The sequence below is a fragment of the Pseudomonas sp. UMAB-08 genome, assembly GCF_900095225.1.
Taxonomy (GTDB): Bacteria; Pseudomonadota; Gammaproteobacteria; order Pseudomonadales; family Pseudomonadaceae; genus Aquipseudomonas.
In genome coordinates this window covers 396,053-415,281 of the sequence record NZ_LT607414.1, presented here as the reverse complement: position 1 = coordinate 415,281, position 19,229 = coordinate 396,053, and the positions used below count along the sequence as shown (strand labels likewise).

Annotated in this window: 12 protein-coding genes; all 12 read left to right on the top strand. The window is 58.3% G+C overall.

All coding sequences use genetic code 11. The annotated features are described in order from the left end of the window. A partial coding sequence (locus K0F75_RS01815; protein WP_219060050.1) for a type VI secretion system Vgr family protein occupies nt 1–2,559 on the top strand: 2,559 nt, incomplete at its 5' end. A gap of 45 nt (nt 2,560–2,604) precedes the next feature. Further along, on the top strand, nt 2,605–5,199 hold the full coding sequence (locus tag K0F75_RS01810; protein ID WP_219060049.1) for a pentapeptide repeat-containing protein: 2,595 nt from the start codon (nt 2,605–2,607) through the stop codon (nt 5,197–5,199). After that, nucleotides 5,192–6,154 carry a pentapeptide repeat-containing protein gene (locus tag K0F75_RS01805; RefSeq protein ID WP_219060048.1) on the top strand — a complete coding sequence of 321 codons (963 nt, stop codon included), beginning with the start codon at nt 5,192–5,194 and terminating at the stop codon, nt 6,152–6,154. The genes K0F75_RS01810 and K0F75_RS01805 overlap by 8 nt, the downstream gene beginning before the upstream one ends. Next, nucleotides 6,151–6,798: a DUF3540 domain-containing protein gene (locus K0F75_RS01800; protein WP_219060047.1), complete on the top strand. Its 648-nt coding sequence runs from the start codon at nt 6,151–6,153 to the stop codon at nt 6,796–6,798. Before K0F75_RS01805 ends, K0F75_RS01800 begins: the two co-directional genes overlap by 4 nt. Before the next feature lie 8 nt (nt 6,799–6,806). Next, complete coding sequence (locus tag K0F75_RS01795; RefSeq protein WP_219060046.1) at nt 6,807–7,211, top strand: DUF4150 domain-containing protein; 405 nt, start codon at nt 6,807–6,809, stop codon at nt 7,209–7,211. A gap of 41 nt (nt 7,212–7,252) precedes the next feature. After that, nucleotides 7,253–7,849, top strand: a complete 597-nt coding sequence (locus K0F75_RS01790) for a type VI secretion lipoprotein TssJ (RefSeq protein ID WP_257604229.1) — start codon at nt 7,253–7,255, stop codon at nt 7,847–7,849. A gap of 63 nt (nt 7,850–7,912) precedes the next feature. After that, entirely contained in the window at nt 7,913–9,295 is a 1,383-nt protein-coding gene (gene tssK, locus K0F75_RS01785; protein ID WP_219060045.1) for a type VI secretion system baseplate subunit TssK, read from the top strand. Continuing rightward, nucleotides 9,292–9,960 carry a DotU family type IV/VI secretion system protein gene (locus K0F75_RS01780; RefSeq protein WP_219060044.1) on the top strand — a complete coding sequence of 223 codons (669 nt, stop codon included), beginning with the start codon at nt 9,292–9,294 and terminating at the stop codon, nt 9,958–9,960. The genes tssK and K0F75_RS01780 overlap by 4 nt, the downstream gene beginning before the upstream one ends. Next, on the top strand, nt 9,960–13,904 hold the full coding sequence (locus tag K0F75_RS01775; RefSeq protein WP_219060043.1) for a type VI secretion protein IcmF/TssM N-terminal domain-containing protein: 3,945 nt from the start codon (nt 9,960–9,962) through the stop codon (nt 13,902–13,904). The genes K0F75_RS01780 and K0F75_RS01775 overlap by 1 nt, the downstream gene beginning before the upstream one ends. Beyond that, nucleotides 13,901–17,083 carry a response regulator gene (locus K0F75_RS01770; RefSeq protein WP_219060042.1) on the top strand — a complete coding sequence of 1,061 codons (3,183 nt, stop codon included), beginning with the start codon at nt 13,901–13,903 and terminating at the stop codon, nt 17,081–17,083. The genes K0F75_RS01775 and K0F75_RS01770 overlap by 4 nt, the downstream gene beginning before the upstream one ends. After that, entirely contained in the window at nt 17,076–17,723 is a 648-nt protein-coding gene (locus K0F75_RS01765) for a two component system response regulator (protein ID WP_219060041.1), read from the top strand. The genes K0F75_RS01770 and K0F75_RS01765 overlap by 8 nt, the downstream gene beginning before the upstream one ends. 156 nt (nt 17,724–17,879) lie before the next feature. Beyond that, the gene (locus K0F75_RS01760) at nt 17,880–19,226 is read left to right on the top strand and encodes a coproporphyrinogen III oxidase (RefSeq protein WP_219060040.1); all 1,347 of its coding nucleotides are present in this window, start codon (nt 17,880–17,882) and stop codon (nt 19,224–19,226) included. The last annotated feature ends 3 nt before the right edge of the window (nt 19,227–19,229 follow it).

Genomic DNA, 19,229 nt, shown 5'->3' with positions numbered 1-19,229 from the left:
TCGCTCGTGCTCGAAACGTTGTGGGTGCAGCAGTGGCAGGGCGAGGAAAAGCTCTCTCAGCCGTATCGTTTCGAGGTCCGCTTGGCCACGATCAATCCCTTGTTCGACGATGAGGCGCTGCTTGGCAACCGCGCGGTATTGACCCTGAGTGACGCGTTGGGGCTGCCGCATCCCTATCAGGGTGTGGTAACAGAGGTCGATTATCTCGACGCCGATTCTCTTTATTACTACTACCGCGTGGTGCTGGAACCGCGCTTCGTGCAGTTGCGTCATTTCCGTTTTTCCGAAATCTGGTTGGACAAAAGCCTGCCGGAACTGATTCGCGACGTGCTCAAACTGGCTGACCTTAATGTCGAAGGGCCGGGTATCAACGGTTTGCCGGGTTCGGCTTATGACTTCGATATCCGCCTGCCTCTGGCGGATGATCCGCTGACTCAGGCGACCTTTACCTGCCAGTTCGAAGAAACGAGTTTCGCCTTTATTTCACGTCTTCTTGAATATTTCGGGGTGTATTACTTCTTTGAACAGGGGCCTGACGGAGAGGCGCTTGTGTTCTGTGGCGACAGACGCTACCAGCCGCAACTTCCCAGTCTTCTGACCTATCGTCGTCAAGATTCGGAACTGGATGTAGGCCAGGTCCTGGCGGTGGCGCGTACCTTCGAGCGCAAGCTGGTCCGGCAAGCGGCCGGGGTCACGCTACAGGATTTCTCTGCAACTAACGCGCAGTTGAAGTTAGAGGTCAACGCCTCGGTGGCAAGTGCCAGCCTTGGGGCAGATGCCTCACTCGAACAACGCACGGCGGTATCGAGTTCGCCTGTATTTATCGGTGAGCAAGGGCTGTATGGCGAGCACTTCGGTTCCCTCGAACAGGGCCAATGGTTGGCAGATCGCCGCGCCCAGGCCATTGGTTGCCGCCAACGGGAGTTTCATGGCAGCGGTCGAGCCACGGGCTTGCGCGCGGGCTATCCGATGCTGTTGGTGGGCCATCCGCGTCCGATGTTCAATGCCGGTTATCAGGTTATTGAAGTTCACCATGAGGGTTATCAACCATTGCCGGGCCTGGGTTCGGAGGGTGAAGGGCCGGGGCAGGGTATCAACACCCGTTTTATCGCCTTGCCCGGCGATGTGCAGTTCCGCGCACCCTGCGTGACGCCCCGGCCCTATGTGCAGGGTGTGCTCAGTGCGGTAGTGGATGGCGATGAAGACACCGGTCGCCCACTGCTTAACGACAAGGGTTGCTACAAAGTCAGCTTTCCGTTTATTAGCGGCGCAAAGAACGCCACTCGCGGCTCGGCATGGCTGCGCATGGCTACGCTGTCCAGCGGTTCGAGCCATGGCATGAATTTCCCGCTGCTAAAAGGCACGGAAGTGCTGGTTTCGTTTTTGGGCGGCGACCCAGACCGGCCGGTAATCACTGGTAGCGTGCCCAACTCCGAGAACCCTAATGTGGTCACCGGCGACAACGCGACCCAAAGTGGCTTGAGCACCCCCGGTGGGCATTTGTTTGCAATGGAAGACAGCCCGTCCGGGCCGATGATGAAGATGGGCGCTTCTACCGGTTGTAGTTTCACCTTGGGCGAAGGCGATGTCAGTGGGGCGCATTTGCGCACTGACAAACATATGCAGCTGGCGTCCAGTTCTTATAAACATGAGGTGCCTGGCGTATATACGCTGTCTATCGGCGGGGGAAGTGCGCCGAAGCCACTTGTGGAAGGTAGCTCTAACGAAACGAGGCTGGGCGGCAACTTTTTTACCGCTAGCCAGAAATCCTTCCTGAATACCAAAGGTATCGTTCTTGGCGCTCTGGGTGCTACAGACCTCTACGATGCTATAAGTCATCGAACTAAAAAGACGACGCTGATGGTTGACCTCGCGGCAAGTTTTTGTGGGGTTAAAGGTTCTATCGCTGCTAACGGCTTGAATCTTAATGTTGGGCTCAATGGAGTGAGTGCTGATATAAAACTTGGAGTGGCTGCGTTTTCTTATGGGTTTGTTCTCTGGAAGAAGGACTTTGCAGAAATCATAAAGAAAACCCAGAAAGCAAAAGAAGATATTGCCTTTTATCATAAAAACCAAACAGCAGTCTGCGAAGTCGCTAGTGAAGTAACCTTGCAGAAAGCCAAGCATTTTCTTCATGCGACCAGCGTGGTGCATGAGATTCAAGTGGGTAAAAATAAAATAATCCTGACCCAGGACGGTATAAAGATTTGTTCCAGTGGAACGGTCCATATCGACGGTGATTTAAACGTGATGGGAACTGTTTTTTTTGAAAAATCCCTGCATGTAAAAAACACGATTGCTGCTGATGGTTCGATATCGAGCAAGGAGAGTATTTCGGATCCTGTCATCGTGCCGTCTATTCCGGTAGTTCCTGATCTTGGGATTGCAAAAATGCTCGTTGAGGCTCCCGTAAGCAGTGCAGCAATCGACGCCGTAGCAACAGCCAGCCAGCTCATTGTAGTGGCCCAGGCGGAGTTGGGTGCGGCGGCGCTGAATGTTGCCGAAGCAGCCGGCGACGCTGGCGCTCCATCCGACACCCCCCCACCCGCTGCTGCCTGAAACAGGTGACAGGGCAATGGGTCTTTAAACGATGCGGAGAGTCTGATGCAGCTCAAGTGTGAAGGTGCCAGCCTGGTAATGCTTGCCAATGCAATGCATGGGGATAGCCATATGTTGGTCACGACCGTGGGGCTATTGGTGGATGCCGGGGGCGCGATTATGCCAGCGGGCCAGACGTGGGCCTGGATCAGCGAGCGCCTGGGCAAGCAGATACTAGACAGCGGTTTGCAAAAAAGCCGGGGTACGTTTGCCGTCCAGGGGCACGCCTATGCCCTGAATGATGCGCAACGTGCCGGTATGGCCGTATCGGTACGCATCGGTGCACTGGCCAAGACCCTGCATGTATTCCCACCACGGCAATGGCGCAAAGGCCTGTTGGGTTGGTCGGCCGTGGCAGCCGGACAGATTGATTGCCTGCCCTTGACGCTTGAGAACGCCTACGGTGGTGCCCAATGGCCGGATAACCCCGCAGGTAAAGGCCATTGCCCCAATAGAGATACCGCAGACTCCGTGCCCCTGGCGCAACTGGAAGCCGCAAACCTCGTTGTTCTCGATCCCGAGGACCGGTCCGGCATTGCGAGCTTCATGCCACTGCCACCGCAAACAGCTTGCAGGCGCTGCTTCATGGGCACGCTGGACGAGCAATGGCGTGCCTACCGTTCGCCCTTTTTGCCCCTGGACACCGATGCCCGGTGGTTCGATGAAGTGGCTCAGGACCAATGCGCCACCGGGTATTGGCGGGGTGATGAAGCCTGGTCGATTGAGGGCATGCACCCCACCCAGGCGAAGGTCAGCGGACGCTTGCCTGGCTTGCGGCCACGCCTGTTTATTGAGCGGGCGGATAAGCCCCAGGCCATCACTGAAATGCCAATGGACTTGGATACCGTATGGCTGTTCCCCGAGGCGCAAAGCGTTTTGTTGCTCTACCGCGCCGCCGTGCCGGTGCTCGATATTGACGCACTGGATATCGCCACGCTGGCACTGGCCATCGAGCGAATGGGTGATCCATCACTGGCCTCGCAAGTCTGGATCGATCAGCTCTGGCCTAGCCCACCGGTTGAACCGGATGAAGTATCAAGCCCCGAACCACCGACATTCGACAATGCGCCGCTGCTTGCCAGCCTGCGTGCGGCCGCGGATGTCCTGCATGCCGAATTGTCTGCGGCCTACGAAGAAAGCATTCAAATTGCCCAGGACATGGCCACGGGTATGGATCAGCCGTTCAACCGCGACGACTATCCGCCCCCGGCCCGAATCGAGGTGGTAACGCCTGTGCCTCGGCCTGGATCGCCCGCCAACACGCTGTCTACCGATGGGCTGCGCGATGAAATCGAGGCGCAGCTCGCTAGGGACAGGGCTCAAGGCATGGCTTACGCCCGGGATGCGATCACTCGCGTAGGGCTGGATGTAGAGGAAACCCTCGCCTTGGCGAGTCAACCGGCCCCCGAAGTGGATCTCATGAACCTCGTGGCTCAACTGGACCTGCCGCCAGCCCAGAAAGCGGACATCATCCAGCAAGTGGCGGCGGGTGCGGCGCGTGCGCAGGCTAACGAAACGCTGATCACACAAAAAATAGACGCCCTGAACCAAGCGTTGGCGGCTGATCGAATCAAATTCGGCCCTGTCCCCATCCCCGCCGAATATTGCGACCTCACCCGCGAGCGCTTACAAGCCTTACATACAGCCGGGCGATCACTTAAAGAGCTGCGGATAAAGAGCCTTGATCTTTCCGGCATCGACCTGAGCAAGGCCGATCTAAAAAATACCCTGTTCGAGAATTGCCAACTCAACGGTGCGCGTCTGGTTGATGCAGACATGAGCCAATGCCAGTTTATCGACTGCGATTTGAGCGCTGCGGATATGAGTAATGCTCGCTTGGAAGAGGCGCTGCTGCAGCGGGTATTGTTCAAGCATGCGTTGTTAAAAGGCACCAATCTGCAGGGCATTCGCGCTCAGTCTTGCGACTTCTCAACCGCTGATTGTTCGGCGTCGAATGTGCAACAGGCCCACATCAGCGAGTGCAGTTTCAGCCATGCCAGCCTGAGCAACGCTGATTTAAGCAAGCTGAACCTGAATAAGTGCGACCTGAATGGCGCAGTACTTTCCGACAGCAACCTTCACAAAGCCAAGTTTTACGACTGCACACTGGACGCGACTGACATGCGCCGCGCCAACCTCAGCAAAGCCGATTTGGCCAAGGTTGTGGGACGCAATCTGGACTTGCGTGAGTGCAATCTGCAAAACCTGCGTCTGGCCGGTCACTGCGTTTTACCGGGCGCGCGCCTAGACGATGCCGACCTGACCGATGCCAGCTTTCAGGACGCCGATCTGAATCACGCCAGCCTGCGCGGCGCACGGCTTAACCACGCGCTACTGACCCGTTGCGACCTGAGTGATTCCGATGGTGTTGAGCTGGTGGCGCAAGGTGTCTATCTGTCGGGATGTGACTTGAGTCGCGCTGATTGGTCTGGCGCCAATCTGCTTAACGGCCGCTTGCGCAAGGTGTGCCTGGAGCAGACCAACCTCAGTGGCAGCAACTTGCATGGCCTGGCCAGTGACGCTGTGCATGGCAGTGGCGTGCGCCTGGAGCAGGCATTGATGACCCGTTGTCGACTCAAGGAGAGCTTGACTCATGCTTGAGGTATTAAGTGCAGAGCGTCTAAGGGAATTGCTCGCCGATTGGCAGCCCTTGCGAGAGTTGAATCTGGCGGGTGGCGACTATCGTGGCGTTAATTTGAGCAACGCGCGGCTGGAAAAAGTTGATGCGCGTGGCGCGCAATTTACCGGGGCAATTCTGACCCAAAGCAATTGGAAAGACTGCCGCCTGGACGGCGCCAATTTCTCCGACAGTACTGCGGATTCGTTGCACATTAACGCGTGTTCATTGCAGGGCTCGCTGTTCAAGAATGTGCGTTGGAACAAGGCCTACTGGGCGCAATGTCAAGGCGAGGATCTGGAACTGTCGGGTGCGCAGCTACAGGCTTTCACGCTCCTGGAGTGCCGCTTACCGCGCATCAGACTGGCAGCAACCAAGTTGAGCAAATCCCAATGGAACCAGTGTGATCTGACGGGGCTTGACGCACAGTCGGCGCATTTCGAGAAGGTCCGGCTGATCGACTGCCAACTCGATCAGGCACGCTTCGGTCTGGCGTCCTTGCAGCAGTGTGCCTTCGATGAGTCGTCCTTGAACGGGGCCGATTTTCATACCGTGCAGGCAGAGGGCGCCTCGTTCTACCGCAGTACGGGCACAGTCCCGACTTTTGTCGGTGCCAATCTCAAGGGCGCACTGTTCAATGCCAGCCATTTTGACTCGGTAGATTTCAGTGATGCCGTTCTGGAGGTGGCCATTCTGGCAGACGCCCAGATGCCAGGAGCGCGCTTTGATCGCGCACTTTTGCGTTATGCCGATTGCACGGCGCTGCTTGCACCGCAGGCCTCGTTCATCGCCGCCGACGTGACAGGGATGAATGCCCATGCCGCTGATTTTACCCAGGCCGACTGGCAGCAGAGCAATCCCCAGGCCATCCAACCTGTTGATACCGAACGCCTCGCCGCCGAGCAATGGCGGCCTGCCTCTTTAGGAAACTCGAGATGAATGAAGCCCCGCAGTATTGCGATGCCGCTGCTGTATTACGCCATGCACAGGTCAACGCACTGGATGGCGAGCGTTTCGGTGTGGTCAGCAGCGATGGCCGCCGCTATTGGCTAAAACCCGCATTCGGTTGTCTGGTGCATCCCGCAGTGGGGGACAAGGTATTGGTCAGCCTGGACGCGCAAGGGGGTTACATCCTTAGCGTGCTTGAACGCGCCATCGCTCAACCTGCGCGGATGCATTTGGATGGCGACCTGCATTTGAGCCTGCCCGCAGGCGCGCTGAGCATTCAGGCTCGCGACGGCGTGAGCCTTGACGCCGGTATTGCGTTACGGGTGTGTGCCGAGCAGGGCAGTGTGCAGATGCAGCGTGCCAATCTGAATGTCGGCACCCTGGCCATGAGCGGCGAGCACCTTGAGAACCATTGGGTCGAGCGCCACGACAACAGCGTGTATCACCGCGAAAAGGCCGTGCGCCACGAGGCGGGATTTGGCGATAGCCGCCGGCGGGTCGAAGGCCATGAAGAATGCCATGCAGGTTCCTTGCGCCAGCGCGTGCGCGATGACTGGAGCGTCCAGGCCGATACCCTGGACCTGAATGCACAACGTAGCGTTGCCATTGATGGCGACAGCATCAAGCTGGGGTGAGATCAATTATGTACATGCTCAATAACGGCGGTGCGATGGCAATGTCCACGGTACCCGATATCTGCAAGACACCGGTCCCGCCAGCCGGGCCAGTGCCTTTGCCTTATCCCAATACTGCCGATACCAGCGCCGCAGATCCGGGTGGATTGGTGATGGAAGTGCTAGTAGACGGCATGCCAGCGATGAACATGTCCAGCAAGGTGTTGATGACCAGTGGTGATGAGGCGGGCGTGGCCGGCGGCGTCACCAGCAGCAAGGTAAAGGGTGAAATGATTTTCATTGATGGCAGCAGCAAAGTCATGGTTGGAGGTAAGCCCGCTGTGCGCGTCACTTGCCAGACCATGCATAACGCCAATAACACCATGGGTACGGTTTCGCAGCCGAGCCAGACCGCTGTCCTGGTGATGGCGTGAGCGCCTTGATGAATGGGTCATCCATGAAGTGTTTCGGGGCAATGCTCAGTCTTTGTCTGCTGCTCACCGCGTGCAGCTCCCAGGAACTTACCCCCGAGCAAAAGGCCCTCACCGAGCTCAAATGGGACTACACCGAAAACGCCATCGAGCTGAGCTTTACCGCCGATAACGACCTCAATCAGTACGACGGCCAGGCGCATAACCTGTTGGTGGTGGTCACGCAGTTCGATCAGATCAGTGCGTTCTCGGCCTACACCGGCAGTTCGCAACAACTGAGCAGCCTGCTGCTGATGAACAGCGCACCGACCGGAATGATCGGCCTCACGCGGCTGTTCATCGAGCCAGGTCAGAGCAAACAGTTGAGTCTGCCTCGGCTTGAGGGCGCGAAGATGGTCGGTATCGCTGTGGGCTACGCCCACCTGGACCCGATGCGCAGCGCCAAGCTGTATCAGATAGGCGTCGATGTCACTTCCACTGGTTTTTTCAGCAAGACCTGGACCGCCACGCCACGCCCCATCGCTATCGACCTGCTCGTCGGGTCCGAGGCTCTGCTGCGCGGCAAGGAAAGTCGTCTTGCGCTGCCCAAGCCTGTGCAACCCAGAGAAGGCGAGGTGCGCCTGCCGGGCGCACAGGACTGACTTTTTTATCGTGAGCGTTGCAGTCGCCACTTTTTTTCAATCTTTTGCCTGAACGCGAGCCCTATGAATATTGATCAGTTGTTGTATTGGCACCAGGGCTTGTTTCTCCAGCCTCAGCATTTTCAACAGAACGATGCCCGTATCGAGCATCGTCTGACCCGCACCACGGAGTTGAACCATCCTTACCCGTGGGGCTTGATCTCTCTGAAGATCAACGAGTCTGCATTGGTTGCCAAACAGTGCCTGCTGGATCAATTGTCGGTGCGCTTCCCCGAAGGCACATTGGCTGAGTATCCGGGTAATGCGGTGCTGGAGTCGCGCACCCTGGACCTGGGCGAATTCAGTGGCGGCCGCACGCTGTTTGTGGGGCTGCGCCGCTTGCTGCCAGGTGACGCTAACGCGCAAGTGTTCGAGACGCTGTCCGACGGTTCTCGGGCGGAAGCGCGCTTTGTCGTGGCCGCTGACCCGGAAGTGATCGGTGACCGCCTCGGCAATTCCCCGGAAGCGCGGGTGCGCTCAATGTCTTACGTGCTGCGGCTGTTCTGGGAAGACGAGCTGGAGCATCTGAGCGCCTACGAATTGTTGCCGATTGCCCGTCTTGATCTCGACGGCGACCGCGTGCGACCTGCGCAGCGCTACGTGCCGCCGTCGGTCAACCTGGCCGCGTCACCGATGTTGCTGCAAACCCTGCGCGAAGTCCGCGACGAATTGGTCGGCCGGGCGCGACAGCTGTCGGTGTACAAACAGCCAGGTGAGTCGCGTCGGGGAGATTTAGACGGTGCTCAGGTCAACCACCTGATGGCCCTGGCGGTGCTGAACCGTTATGGCCCATTGCTGACCCATATGCTGGAAACTCCGCAGGTTTCGCCGTGGCAGCTTTACGGCACGCTGCGCCAGTTGGTCGGTGAGCTGAGCCTGTTCTCCGATGTGTGCGACATGCTTGGTGAAACCCCTGATGGCCGCTTGCTGGTGCCGCCTTACAAACATGAAGAGGCGGGAGTCGCGACCATTGCCCTGGTGGCCCTGATCGGCCAGCAACTCAATGAAATCAGTATCGGTTCCGAGTTGCTTGTGCGCCTGCAACTGCAGGAGGGTTTATATCAAGCCGAGTTGCCGGACGCCTTTTTCGGCCCGCGTCATCGTTATTTCCTGGTGGCTCGCAGCGCGGTCGACCCGGTGTGGCTGGCCGAGGGCTTACCGCTGGATGGCAAACTGGGTGCGGTCAGCATCATGGAGGGGTTGGTCAATCGCGCGTTGCCCGGTATTGAACTGATCTACCTGCAGGTCCCGCCACAAGGCCTGCCGAGGGTAGCGGGTGCGTTGTATTTCCGCCTGGAGACACTCAGTGATGGCTGGGAAGCGCTGCAGCACGAGCGTCAGGCTGCGTTCTTCCTGCCCCAGCCTCCGGCTGATTTGGTCATTGATCTGGTGGTGGTACGTACATGATCAATCCCCGCCTGGCTGAATGCTGGATGTCGATATTTGACGCCGCCAAGAGCGGCTTCATTGATCCTGCGCAATCCTACGAAACCCTCGCGCCGGGGCTGATAGTGCTGCTCGACGCCGCTGCCAATCGCGCCCGCGAGTTACATGTTGCCGAGGCTGATGTGCGCGAGGCGCTGTTCGCTGTGGTGGCCTGGATCGACGAAACAGCCATGTCTCGTGAATGGCCAGGCGCTGCGCAATGGCGTCGTGCGCCGTTGCAACGTCATTACTTTTCAACCAGTCGTGCTGGCGTTGAGTTCTTTCAGCGCCTGGAGGCGTTGCCCGAAGCGGCGGTGGGCGCCCGTGAGGTGTTTGGCCTGGCGTTGTTGAGCGGCTTTCAGGGCCGCTACGCAACACGTCCGGGTGGCGAGCTGGCTCAGTACCGCCGGTTGTGCCTGGAACGGATCATCCTCGATAACAACATGGTGCCGCTGGATGCCACCAGCCACCTCTTTGAACAACCCGAAGACCCGCTGCCGAAACGGGTTCGTGTGGTACGCCGTGGCTTGCCCGGCATTTCGTTGCTTCTGCTGATTGGGATTCCCTTGATTGTGTTGACCGTGATGTACATCAGTTTCGATCTCTCGTTGGGTCGACAAGTCAGCCAATTGCTGGAGATGCGCTGATGTTCAAAAAAACGGGGGTCTTCTTGCTCTGGGTGTTGCTGTTGGCAAGTTTTGCGCTGGTGCTTTGGGGGCTGGCGCTCTATGAGGATTGGCCGCTGTGGTACGTGCCGGTCATTTTTATCGGGACCATTTTGTTGGCGCTGGTCGCCCGTTGGATCGGGCGACGCTGGTACGCCTGGCGCTTGCGTGCGCGGATGAAAAGCGAGTTGCCACAGAGTCGTCGTGATGAGGCTCCCAACCTGGATCAGGACTGGAACAGCGGTGTGCGCATGCTGCGCCAGTCGCGTCTGAGTCGACTGGGTTCACCGCTGTACGTGCTGCCCTGGTTCCTGATGCTGGGCGAGAGTGGCAGTGGCAAAAGCAGTGTGTTGGTCAACAGTGGATTGACTTCGGCATTGCGCTCGACCAGTCGTGGCAAGCAGACAATGCCTACAGGAACGCTCGACTGGTGGTTCCTCGAACGGGGTGTGATCATCGATCCTGCAGGCCGCTTGGCTGAAGGGAATAGCGACGCGGGCCCGGAATGGCGGCGTTTGCTTTACTGGCTATTACGTTCGCGGCGGCGCGAACCGCTCAACGGTGTGTTGCTGGTGATCGACAGCAAACGTCTGTTGACCGATTCCGATGAGCGCTTGGCCGAGCAGGGACACAATCTGCGTCGCCGTCTGGATGATTTGGTGAAGGTTTTCGGTGCCCGGCTACCGGTGTATTTCATCATCACAGGTGCTGAAGCCGTGCCTGGTTTCGCGCAGTGGGGGGCCGCATTGACGCCGCCACAGCGTGAGCAACCCTTTGGCTTGCTCAGCCAGCAGCGCACTGGCGGGGCGGGTGCGTTTCTCGATGAAATGTTTGGCGGACTTGGCCAGCGGTTGTTCGATCTGCGCATAGAGCTGGGTGTGCGCGGCGTGCCTGATGCAGATGCTTTTAGCCTGCCGGAACGTATCGGCGATTTGCGTTCGCGTCTTGAAAAGCTGTTGTTGCCAGCGTTTGACGCTAATCCCTACAGCGAGCCGCCCCTGCTGTGCGGGCTATTCCTTACGGCCCAAGGGCAAGATGCCGACGCTCAGCATGAAGGCTGGTTCAGCCATGATCTGCTGGGACAGTTGTTGCCAGGGCAACGTTATGCTTATCAGTCGATCGATAGCTGGCATCGTTGGCGGCGTCTGCTGGCTCATGCTGCAGTCATTGGCTGGCTGGGACTTTGCTTCGGGTTCGGCGCATTGATGGTGTATGCCAACCGGCACACCGAGGCAGTGCTCACCGAAGCGCTCAACGAGCCTCCCGCTACTGAGGACTTCGCCGGCGGACTGGAAACCGATCTGGATGCATTGCGCCGTTTCCGGCAAGCGCTGATCAACCTGTCTAGCGAGCAACAGGGTGGATGGCGTAGTTTGCTGCCGTTTTCACGCCACATCGAGCAAGTGCAGGAACACTATCGCTCTGATTACGTCAGGCTCTTCGACAGCGAAATACGCACCCCCGTATTCGATGGTTTTATTTCTCAAAACCTGCGCAATGCATTGAACAGCGGCGACCCTCGATTAATTGCCGCTTACGCAGAGTTTCTCGTGCGTCGGATTAATCTGCTCGACGCACGGCTGAATAATCAGTCCATGGACGAACTGCCGCTGCCAGGGTCGGAGGTGGGTTTTTTGAATTTGATCTACGGCTCGAAAGACTCGATCAGCGCCGGGCAACTGGTGACTCTGGGGACCAGCTATCGCTCTTATCTGGAATGGCAAACCGATATGGCGCAGATGCAGAGCCAGCGGGCAGCCTTGCTGGGCCAGCTCGAAAGCATGGGGCTTGAGGAGCGTCCCTTGGGGTGGCTGACGGCGTGGGCGGACCTGCAGGGCAATCTGCAACCGATCCTGCTCAGCGAATACTGGACCGACACCGACAACCCAGGCTTGAGTCTTTCCGGCGCCTATACCTTGCAAGGGCACAGTGCGATTCTTGATTTTATCGATGAATTGGGTCGGGCCAGCCGTGATCAGAATGTGTGGAAGGCGCAAAGGGTACGGTTTTTGGAGCAGTATCAGAGCGATACCCAGGATGCCTGGTATCGCTTTATCCAAGGCAGCCTGCTCAGCGCGCAGACGCGATTGAAAACCCGTAGCGACTGGCAGCAAACCCTGAGTGTGGTTGGCACCCCTAATGATCCGTTCCTCAAGCTGCTGCATCGCAGTGCCGAGCGTTTTTCGCTGATCCCGGTCGAACATCGGGCTCCGTGGGCGAGCCGGGCGGTGGCGATGGATCGTCTGCTCAAATTGGCCAGTAACGACGATCTGCATGCTGATGCGGGTGCGCTGGGTAGCTTGAAAGTCACCAACGCCCTGGGCGGCGATGTGCTCAAAGGCATGGCCAGCGGCGGTTCTGTCAAGGCCGGTGTGAACGTCATGCGTGACGAACTGGCGCAGGCCCGAACCCTGGCGAAATTTCAGCAGTTGATGAAAGGTGTTGTCATCGATTTGCAGAAAAGCGATGCGCAAGCCTTTCAGGTCGCCCTCGATACGTGGGGCTTTGGTGCCGATCCAGCAGTCAAATCAGCGCCGCTTTGGGACGCCGATACTATTCGCGTCGCTTTGATTCAGGCACTCAAAGGTCCTGATCCGCGTGAAGATGTGGTCTGGTCGCTGGTAACCGGGCAGCTTGATTTCGCCTCGCACTACGCGTCCGAAGTGGCGGCCTGTCGCCTGCAAAGTGACTGGAGTGGGCAGTTGCTCAGCTCAATCCAGGGAGTGCGCGATCCGGTCATGCTCAATGAATTGCTTTATGGCGATCGTGGGCAGTTGCCGGCTTTCATGAATGGTTCGGTGAGAGCCTTTCTGCAGCGCGATGTGCAGCGCTACAGCGGACGTGAAGCACTGGGCGTTCAGATCCCATTGACCGGGGCTTTCTATGCCTATGTCAGTCGCATGCAACATGCCCAGAACGATCTCGCCAGTGCTCAGCGGCAAAGCCAGGCTCAGCTAGCCACTGAGCAGCAAAGCAAGCAGGCGCTGGATGCCGAGCAGAAAACCCTGGCGGCGCAACGGGCCGAGCTCAAGCAGAGTATTGCGACGCTGCAGGCCACTGCGGCAGTGGTTGAGCTGTCCGCTACACCTTCTCAGGTGAACATCAGCGCCCGTTCGCTGCCGCAGCAGACGCGTCTGACGATGCAGTGCAGCGGTCGTTCAACGGTACTGGATAACTTTAACTTCCCAACCAGCGCCAGTTTTGTCTGGGCGCCGGGAGCCTGTGCGGACGTCGCTCTGGACATCAGCTTCGCCAACTTCAAGCTGACCAAGCACTGGACCGGGGACCGCGCGTTCGTGGATTTCCTGCGGTTGTTCAACGGGGGTCAACACACCTTTACCGTCAATGACTTCCCGAACCAGCGCAATGTGATGGGCAGCGAGAACCTGATAGGTATTCAGCTGACCTACCGCCAGGAGGGAGGACAGGCCTTGCTGGACAAGTATCGCCAGGCCGATCAGTTGCAGATACAGGTCAACGTCATCGATGAGCGATTGAACAGCATCGCCGGGCAGCTCACTGCGATGGACACTCAGGCCGCAGCGATGAATGTCAGTCTCGCAGCTCAGGGTTCGCCGGTTCAGCAAGGCCTTGCGAGCATTCAGCCGCCAACGCAAATCGCCTGGTGCTGGATGCCCCGGCCGGTTGATACCGGTCTGGCTGCAGGTGAAGGGCTGCGTCTGGATCTTGGGATCCATGACAACGAAAAGCGCTTGAGAAACCTTGAAGCACAATTGCGCACGCTAGGTTTCGCAACCCAACGTGAGCCGCTGCAAACGGCGGCTGGCGGGACAGGCCAGAGGCTACTGGTGGTGTCGCTGCGCGACGATGCGGCCGCGCAACGGGCTATTCGTGACATCGCTCGCAAGATGGGGGTTGCTGCAAAGCTCGACAGTACGGCCTCTAGCACAGTCGGCGTGCGATGAAGAGCTGGCGGAACTCTCTGGCGCTGCGCATTACCTGCGTACTGGCGCTTGTTCTGGCCTTGAGCTGGTGCGTGGCCGCCGGGCTCAGCGCCTGGCGGACTTATCAGCAGTTGCAAAGCGAGGCGCTGGATGATCTCAGCCAGCGCCTGCGTCTGCTTTCCAGCGTGGATAACGATGATTTTCGAGACGCGGAGGAGGGCGCCAAGCGGCTCATGACGCGTTGGAACAATGGCGCGGCCAAAGAGTTTGGCAGCAACATTTTCCAGCGCAGCACCATGCACTGGGTACTCAATCAGGCGCAGCAAAGCGATGCGGCCAGCGCCGCCAGTATCGACGTGTTGGCCCGTGCGGCCTCTGCGGCTGAAGCGTTTGGTACTGCCGGCCAGTCGATGACTGTGGATACGTTTTTCTATTTCCCAGAGGCCGGCGCGGCGTTCTCCACTGAGGTCGACATCCCTTCAGGCTTTGTGCAGGCCCGCGCCGCTCATTTACGGGAACTGTTTGAACGTCTGACACCCGGCGGTCCTGATGTCGTCTGGGATGGGCCGAATTACGACCCACTGCTGAATCGGCAGTTAATCAGCGTTGCTGTGGTATCGAGGGACACATCGGGCAAGCCGTTGTTCATGACAGGTTATGAGTTGAAGCTTGATGAGCGTCTGGCGCGTATCGAACAGTTGCTCAATGGTTACCCAAGCCTGCTTCTGGATGCACACGGTCGACGGGTTGCCGACCTTTCCGGCAAGTCGATGGACGCTGTATCTCCGGATGCGTTGAAGCATCTGGTCGCAGGCTTTTCTGCCAAAACCGATTTCCCGCAGATCGGTCGTTTCGATGACGACACACCTATGGTTATCGCTCGACTGGTTCAACCGGACTGGTATCTGTTGACGCTCTATCCTCAAGCGCAATTACGCGCGGGTGCGCTGGGGCTGATTCTCAGAGAAGTGCCTTTTGCGGTGACCGGCTTCATCTTGCTGACCCTCGGTTTGCTCCTGGTATTGCGTCGGGAGTTGGCACGACCATTGGCCCTGTTCGCTCGGGAAATTGAACTCACGGTTCGCGGTGACGACCTGTCGCGCCGTTTGCCAGTGCTTCGCGAAGACGAACTCGGGCGCTTTGCCGGGGCCTATAACAGGTTGCTCGATGCATTGCAGGCCCAGCAAGCCGGTCTGGAAAATCTGGTCGAAGTACGCACTCACGAGCTGCAAACCGCCCGTAGCACGGCAGACCAGGCAAATCAGCTCAAGGGGCAATTCCTGGCCAACATGAGTCACGAAATCCGTACGCCGATGAACGCTGTCATTGGCATGAACCATCTGTTGGCGGACACGCCGCTGGCGCCTCAGCAGCGGCATTTCGTCAAGGCCATACGTGAAAATTCCGAGGCCTTGCTGGCGTTGATCAGCGACATTCTGGACTTCTCCAAAATTGAGTCAGGTAACCTGAATATCGAGCGGATCGAGTTCGATCTGACTGAGGTGGTGGAAGAGGTCACGGAGCTATTGGCACCGCGCGCCGCTGAAAAGGGCGTGCGGATGATCTGTCAGATCGCCACCAATGTGCCGGGGCAGGTGATGGGAGATCCGTGGCGACTGCGGCAGATTTTGCTTAACCTCTTGAGTAATGCCGTTAAATTCACCGCCTGCGGTTCGATCCAGCTGGCGGTTTGGCGTGGCGACGACGAGATCCTCGGGTTTCGGGTCGTCGACACCGGTATCGGTATTGCACCAGCGGCGCAGGCCGCAGTGTTCGACGCTTTTTTGCAGGCGGATGCATCCACCACCCGCAAGTACGGCGGCACCGGCCTTGGCTTGTCGATCAGCCAACGTCTGGCGGGGCTCATGGGCGGTGTTATCGAGTTGCAGAGTCAGCCGGGTGTGGGTTCGACATTCAGCCTGATGTTGCCATTGCCGAACTGCCCGGCTCGCGCGGCCGACGCCCCAAGGTTGTGGGGGTTGCGGACCTTGGTAGTCGATGAGCACGCTGATGAGCGTGAGGCGTTGATGGGGATCCTCGGCCAATGGCAGATGCTGTGCCAAGGGGCCGCGTCTGCTGAAGATGCATTGAGGATGATGCGTGAGCAAGCACAGCTGGGCGTGATGTTCGATCTGGTATTGGTGAATTGGCGTCTGCCTTTCGTGGATGGCGTGGAGTTCGCCAGCCTGTGCCGTGCTGACCCGCAACTGGCATCCGCGCGGATCGTGCTGATGGCTTCGCATGTCGAGTCGCCGATGTCTGCCGATGAGCTGCGCGCCCATGGCCTGGCAGCGTGCGTCGTCAGGCCACTGCGTCGTCAGCATTTCTATCGAAGCTTGTGCGAGGTCCAGAGCGGCGCCACTCCGACGCTCAACGAAGCGCTCTCTCCTCTACGGACCCTTGAGCGTCATGAATACGGTCTTGATGTGCTGGTCGTCGATGACATCGCCACCAATCGGGAAATCACGCAGCTGTTCCTGGAGCGTTTCGGTCATCGAGTCAGCCTGGCCCGTGACGGGGTCGAGGCCCTTGAAATACTCGCCCGCAAGGTGTTCGATGCAGTATTGATGGACGGACAAATGCCGCGAATGGACGGTATGGAAGCGGTCCGTCAGCTGCGCTCCGGGCAGTCGGGTGCGCTGGATGAGGAGGTTTACGTCATCGCCCTGACGGCCAACGCCATGAGCGGTGATCGTGAACGATTTATTGAAGCTGGCGCCCATGACTACCTGGCCAAGCCGGTGCTGCCGATGCAGTTGTTCGATGCGATCACGCGCGTGATTATGCGACAACTGGAGCGCGGGATGGAGTTACGCACTGTCGCACCCTCGCTGCCCCCGATAGTGACGGCGCCCATTGCACCCATATCGATGTTCGATGAACAGGACCCGTTGCGCACACCACGCTTGCAGCGCCTGTTCATCGAAGATTGCCTGGCGTTGTTGGCTCAGCTCAACGACGCCGTTGTACGGTCAGATCATGGCGAAGTCGCGCGTATCGCTCACAGCCTCAAGGGCAGTGCCGGTCAATTCGGAGAACAGGGTCTTGAAACAAGCGCTGCTCTGATAGAGCAAGCCGCCTCGCAATCAAACGTTCCAGCAATGACCATCGCAATGCAGCAACTGGACAGGCACCGTTCGATCCTTGTTGCCCGCCAGCTTGTTGCCCCTTCCGAGACTGGATACCCAAACAATGCCTGACTGCCGTTTATTGATCGTCGACGATCACGGGATGATCCGCGAAGGCTTGCGCGCCTTGCTTGCCAATGCTCCTGGAATAGTTGTGGTGGGTGAGGCGCAAGATGGTCATGAGGCCATTGCCCTGTGTCGCAGCCTACAGCCCGATGTGGTGCTGATGGACCTGAAAATGCCACTGCTCGACGGGGTGTCGGCACTGACCCTGATTTGCAGGCGCTGGCCGAAAATATTGATCATAGCCCTGACCTCCGACGTCTCCGAGCACAATGCGGCTCTGGCGCTGGAAGCCGGCGCGGTCGGTTATGTACTCAAGCGCAGTCGCAGAGATGACCTGCTGCAAGCGATCGCTCAGGTTCGTGCAGGGAAGATCTTTATTGATGCGGGCCTCGACGCTTCCCAGGTCATTGCTTTGCGCAACAGCGGTGAAACCGCCAGCGGCATTGCACTGACCGAGCGCGAGCGGCAGGTCCTCAAATTGGTCGCCGAAGGGTCCCGTAATCGCGATGTTGCCGAAATATTGTGTATCAGCCTCAAGACCGTGGAGACCCATCGACTCAATGTCATGAAAAAGCTGGACGCACACAACGCTGCCGATATGACGCAATGGGCTTATCGGCTTGGTCTTCTCGGAGAGGGTCAATAGCTTGCGTCGGATAGAGGTGTGAGAGGTCGAATTCGCTTTGCGGCCACGTAATCATTCTTTTCACGTTACACAACAGGCAGGTGCTTGATACAAATCAAGGAGCATCGACCGGTAAACCCTGACACTGGCGACCCGCAGCCAGCCTCGGAGACCGTCATGCTCGATTTGTTTCACACCCCCAGCGAGCTGATCATTCGGCGCGATCACGGCGTGCTCGACCTCAACTGCCATGCAGACACCCAAAAATTTCATGGCGGTATCGGCTCTCTGGATTTACTTCGTGCATTGCGCGGCAGTCGCCAGAAGCAACGCCCGCTGTCCCTGAATGTGCAGTTACCCTCCAACCTGAAGCCTTCGCTGTGCTCCCCGCGCGATATCGCGTGTGAGCGCAGCAGTATCGAACAGTACCTTCAGCGTCTGGAGCACGAGATCGATCTGGTCGGTTGCCACTTGGGTGCCGAGCAGCGGGTCGAGCAGTTTCATCTGGCCGGCGGTACACCCGCGATTGCCGATGTGCAGCGCCTGATGAGGCATCTGCGCAACAGGTTTAACTTTCTCGACCATGATTGCGGCGACTACAGCATTGAGGTGGATCTTCACCATACTGACTGGGCGACCATGGGATTGCTACGCGATCAGGGCTTCAATCACGTGAGTATCGGTGTTCCGGACATGGGTGCCGACAGTGAAATGTCAGTTGCCTGCTACCAGAACCCGGCCCCGATCCAGTCGCTTATCGATGCTGCGCGCACCTTCGGCTACCGATCCGTCAATGTTGATCTCGGTTATGGCCATGCATGGCAGACGCCGGACAGCTTCGCGCTGAAGCTGGCGACCATTATCACGCTGGAGCCGGACAGGCTGCAGGTGTTCGACTATGCCCAGCCGCCACAACGCTACCGGTCGATGATCGGGGACAACGTCAGAGCGCTGTGCAGCCAGGACGATAAAAGTGCGATGCGCCAGATATGTTTTGAGCAGCTGAGTGCCGCGGGCTATCACTACATCGGCCTGGGGCAATTTGTCAGGCCCGACGATGATCTGGCGTTCGCGCAGGAAAGAGGCCGGTTACGCCGTAACTGTCAGGGCTTTACCAGCCACGGCTATTGCGATCACGTCGGCTTCGGGATCAGCGCCATCAGCCAGATCGACGAGTTGTACGCGCAAAACACTGACGATCTGCAGCACTACCAGCGACAACTGGACCGGGGTCAGCTGGCAACCTGTCGCGGCTGGCGTTGTGAGGCCGGTGATCAGGTTCGACAAATGGTCATGGAGCGCCTGGCGTGTGACCTTGAACTGCATATCCATGCCATCGAAACGCGTTATGGGCTGATTTTTCGCCAGTATTTTTCATCCGCCTGGCCTTTGCTGGAGCAATTGAGTCGGGATGGGTTGATTGAGCTGTCGGACCGTTTTATTTGCATTCTTCCTGCCGGTCGGCCGGAAGTGGATGCCATCTGCAACCTGTTTGAAAAGGATTTGGGCGATGCAAGGCATTAACCC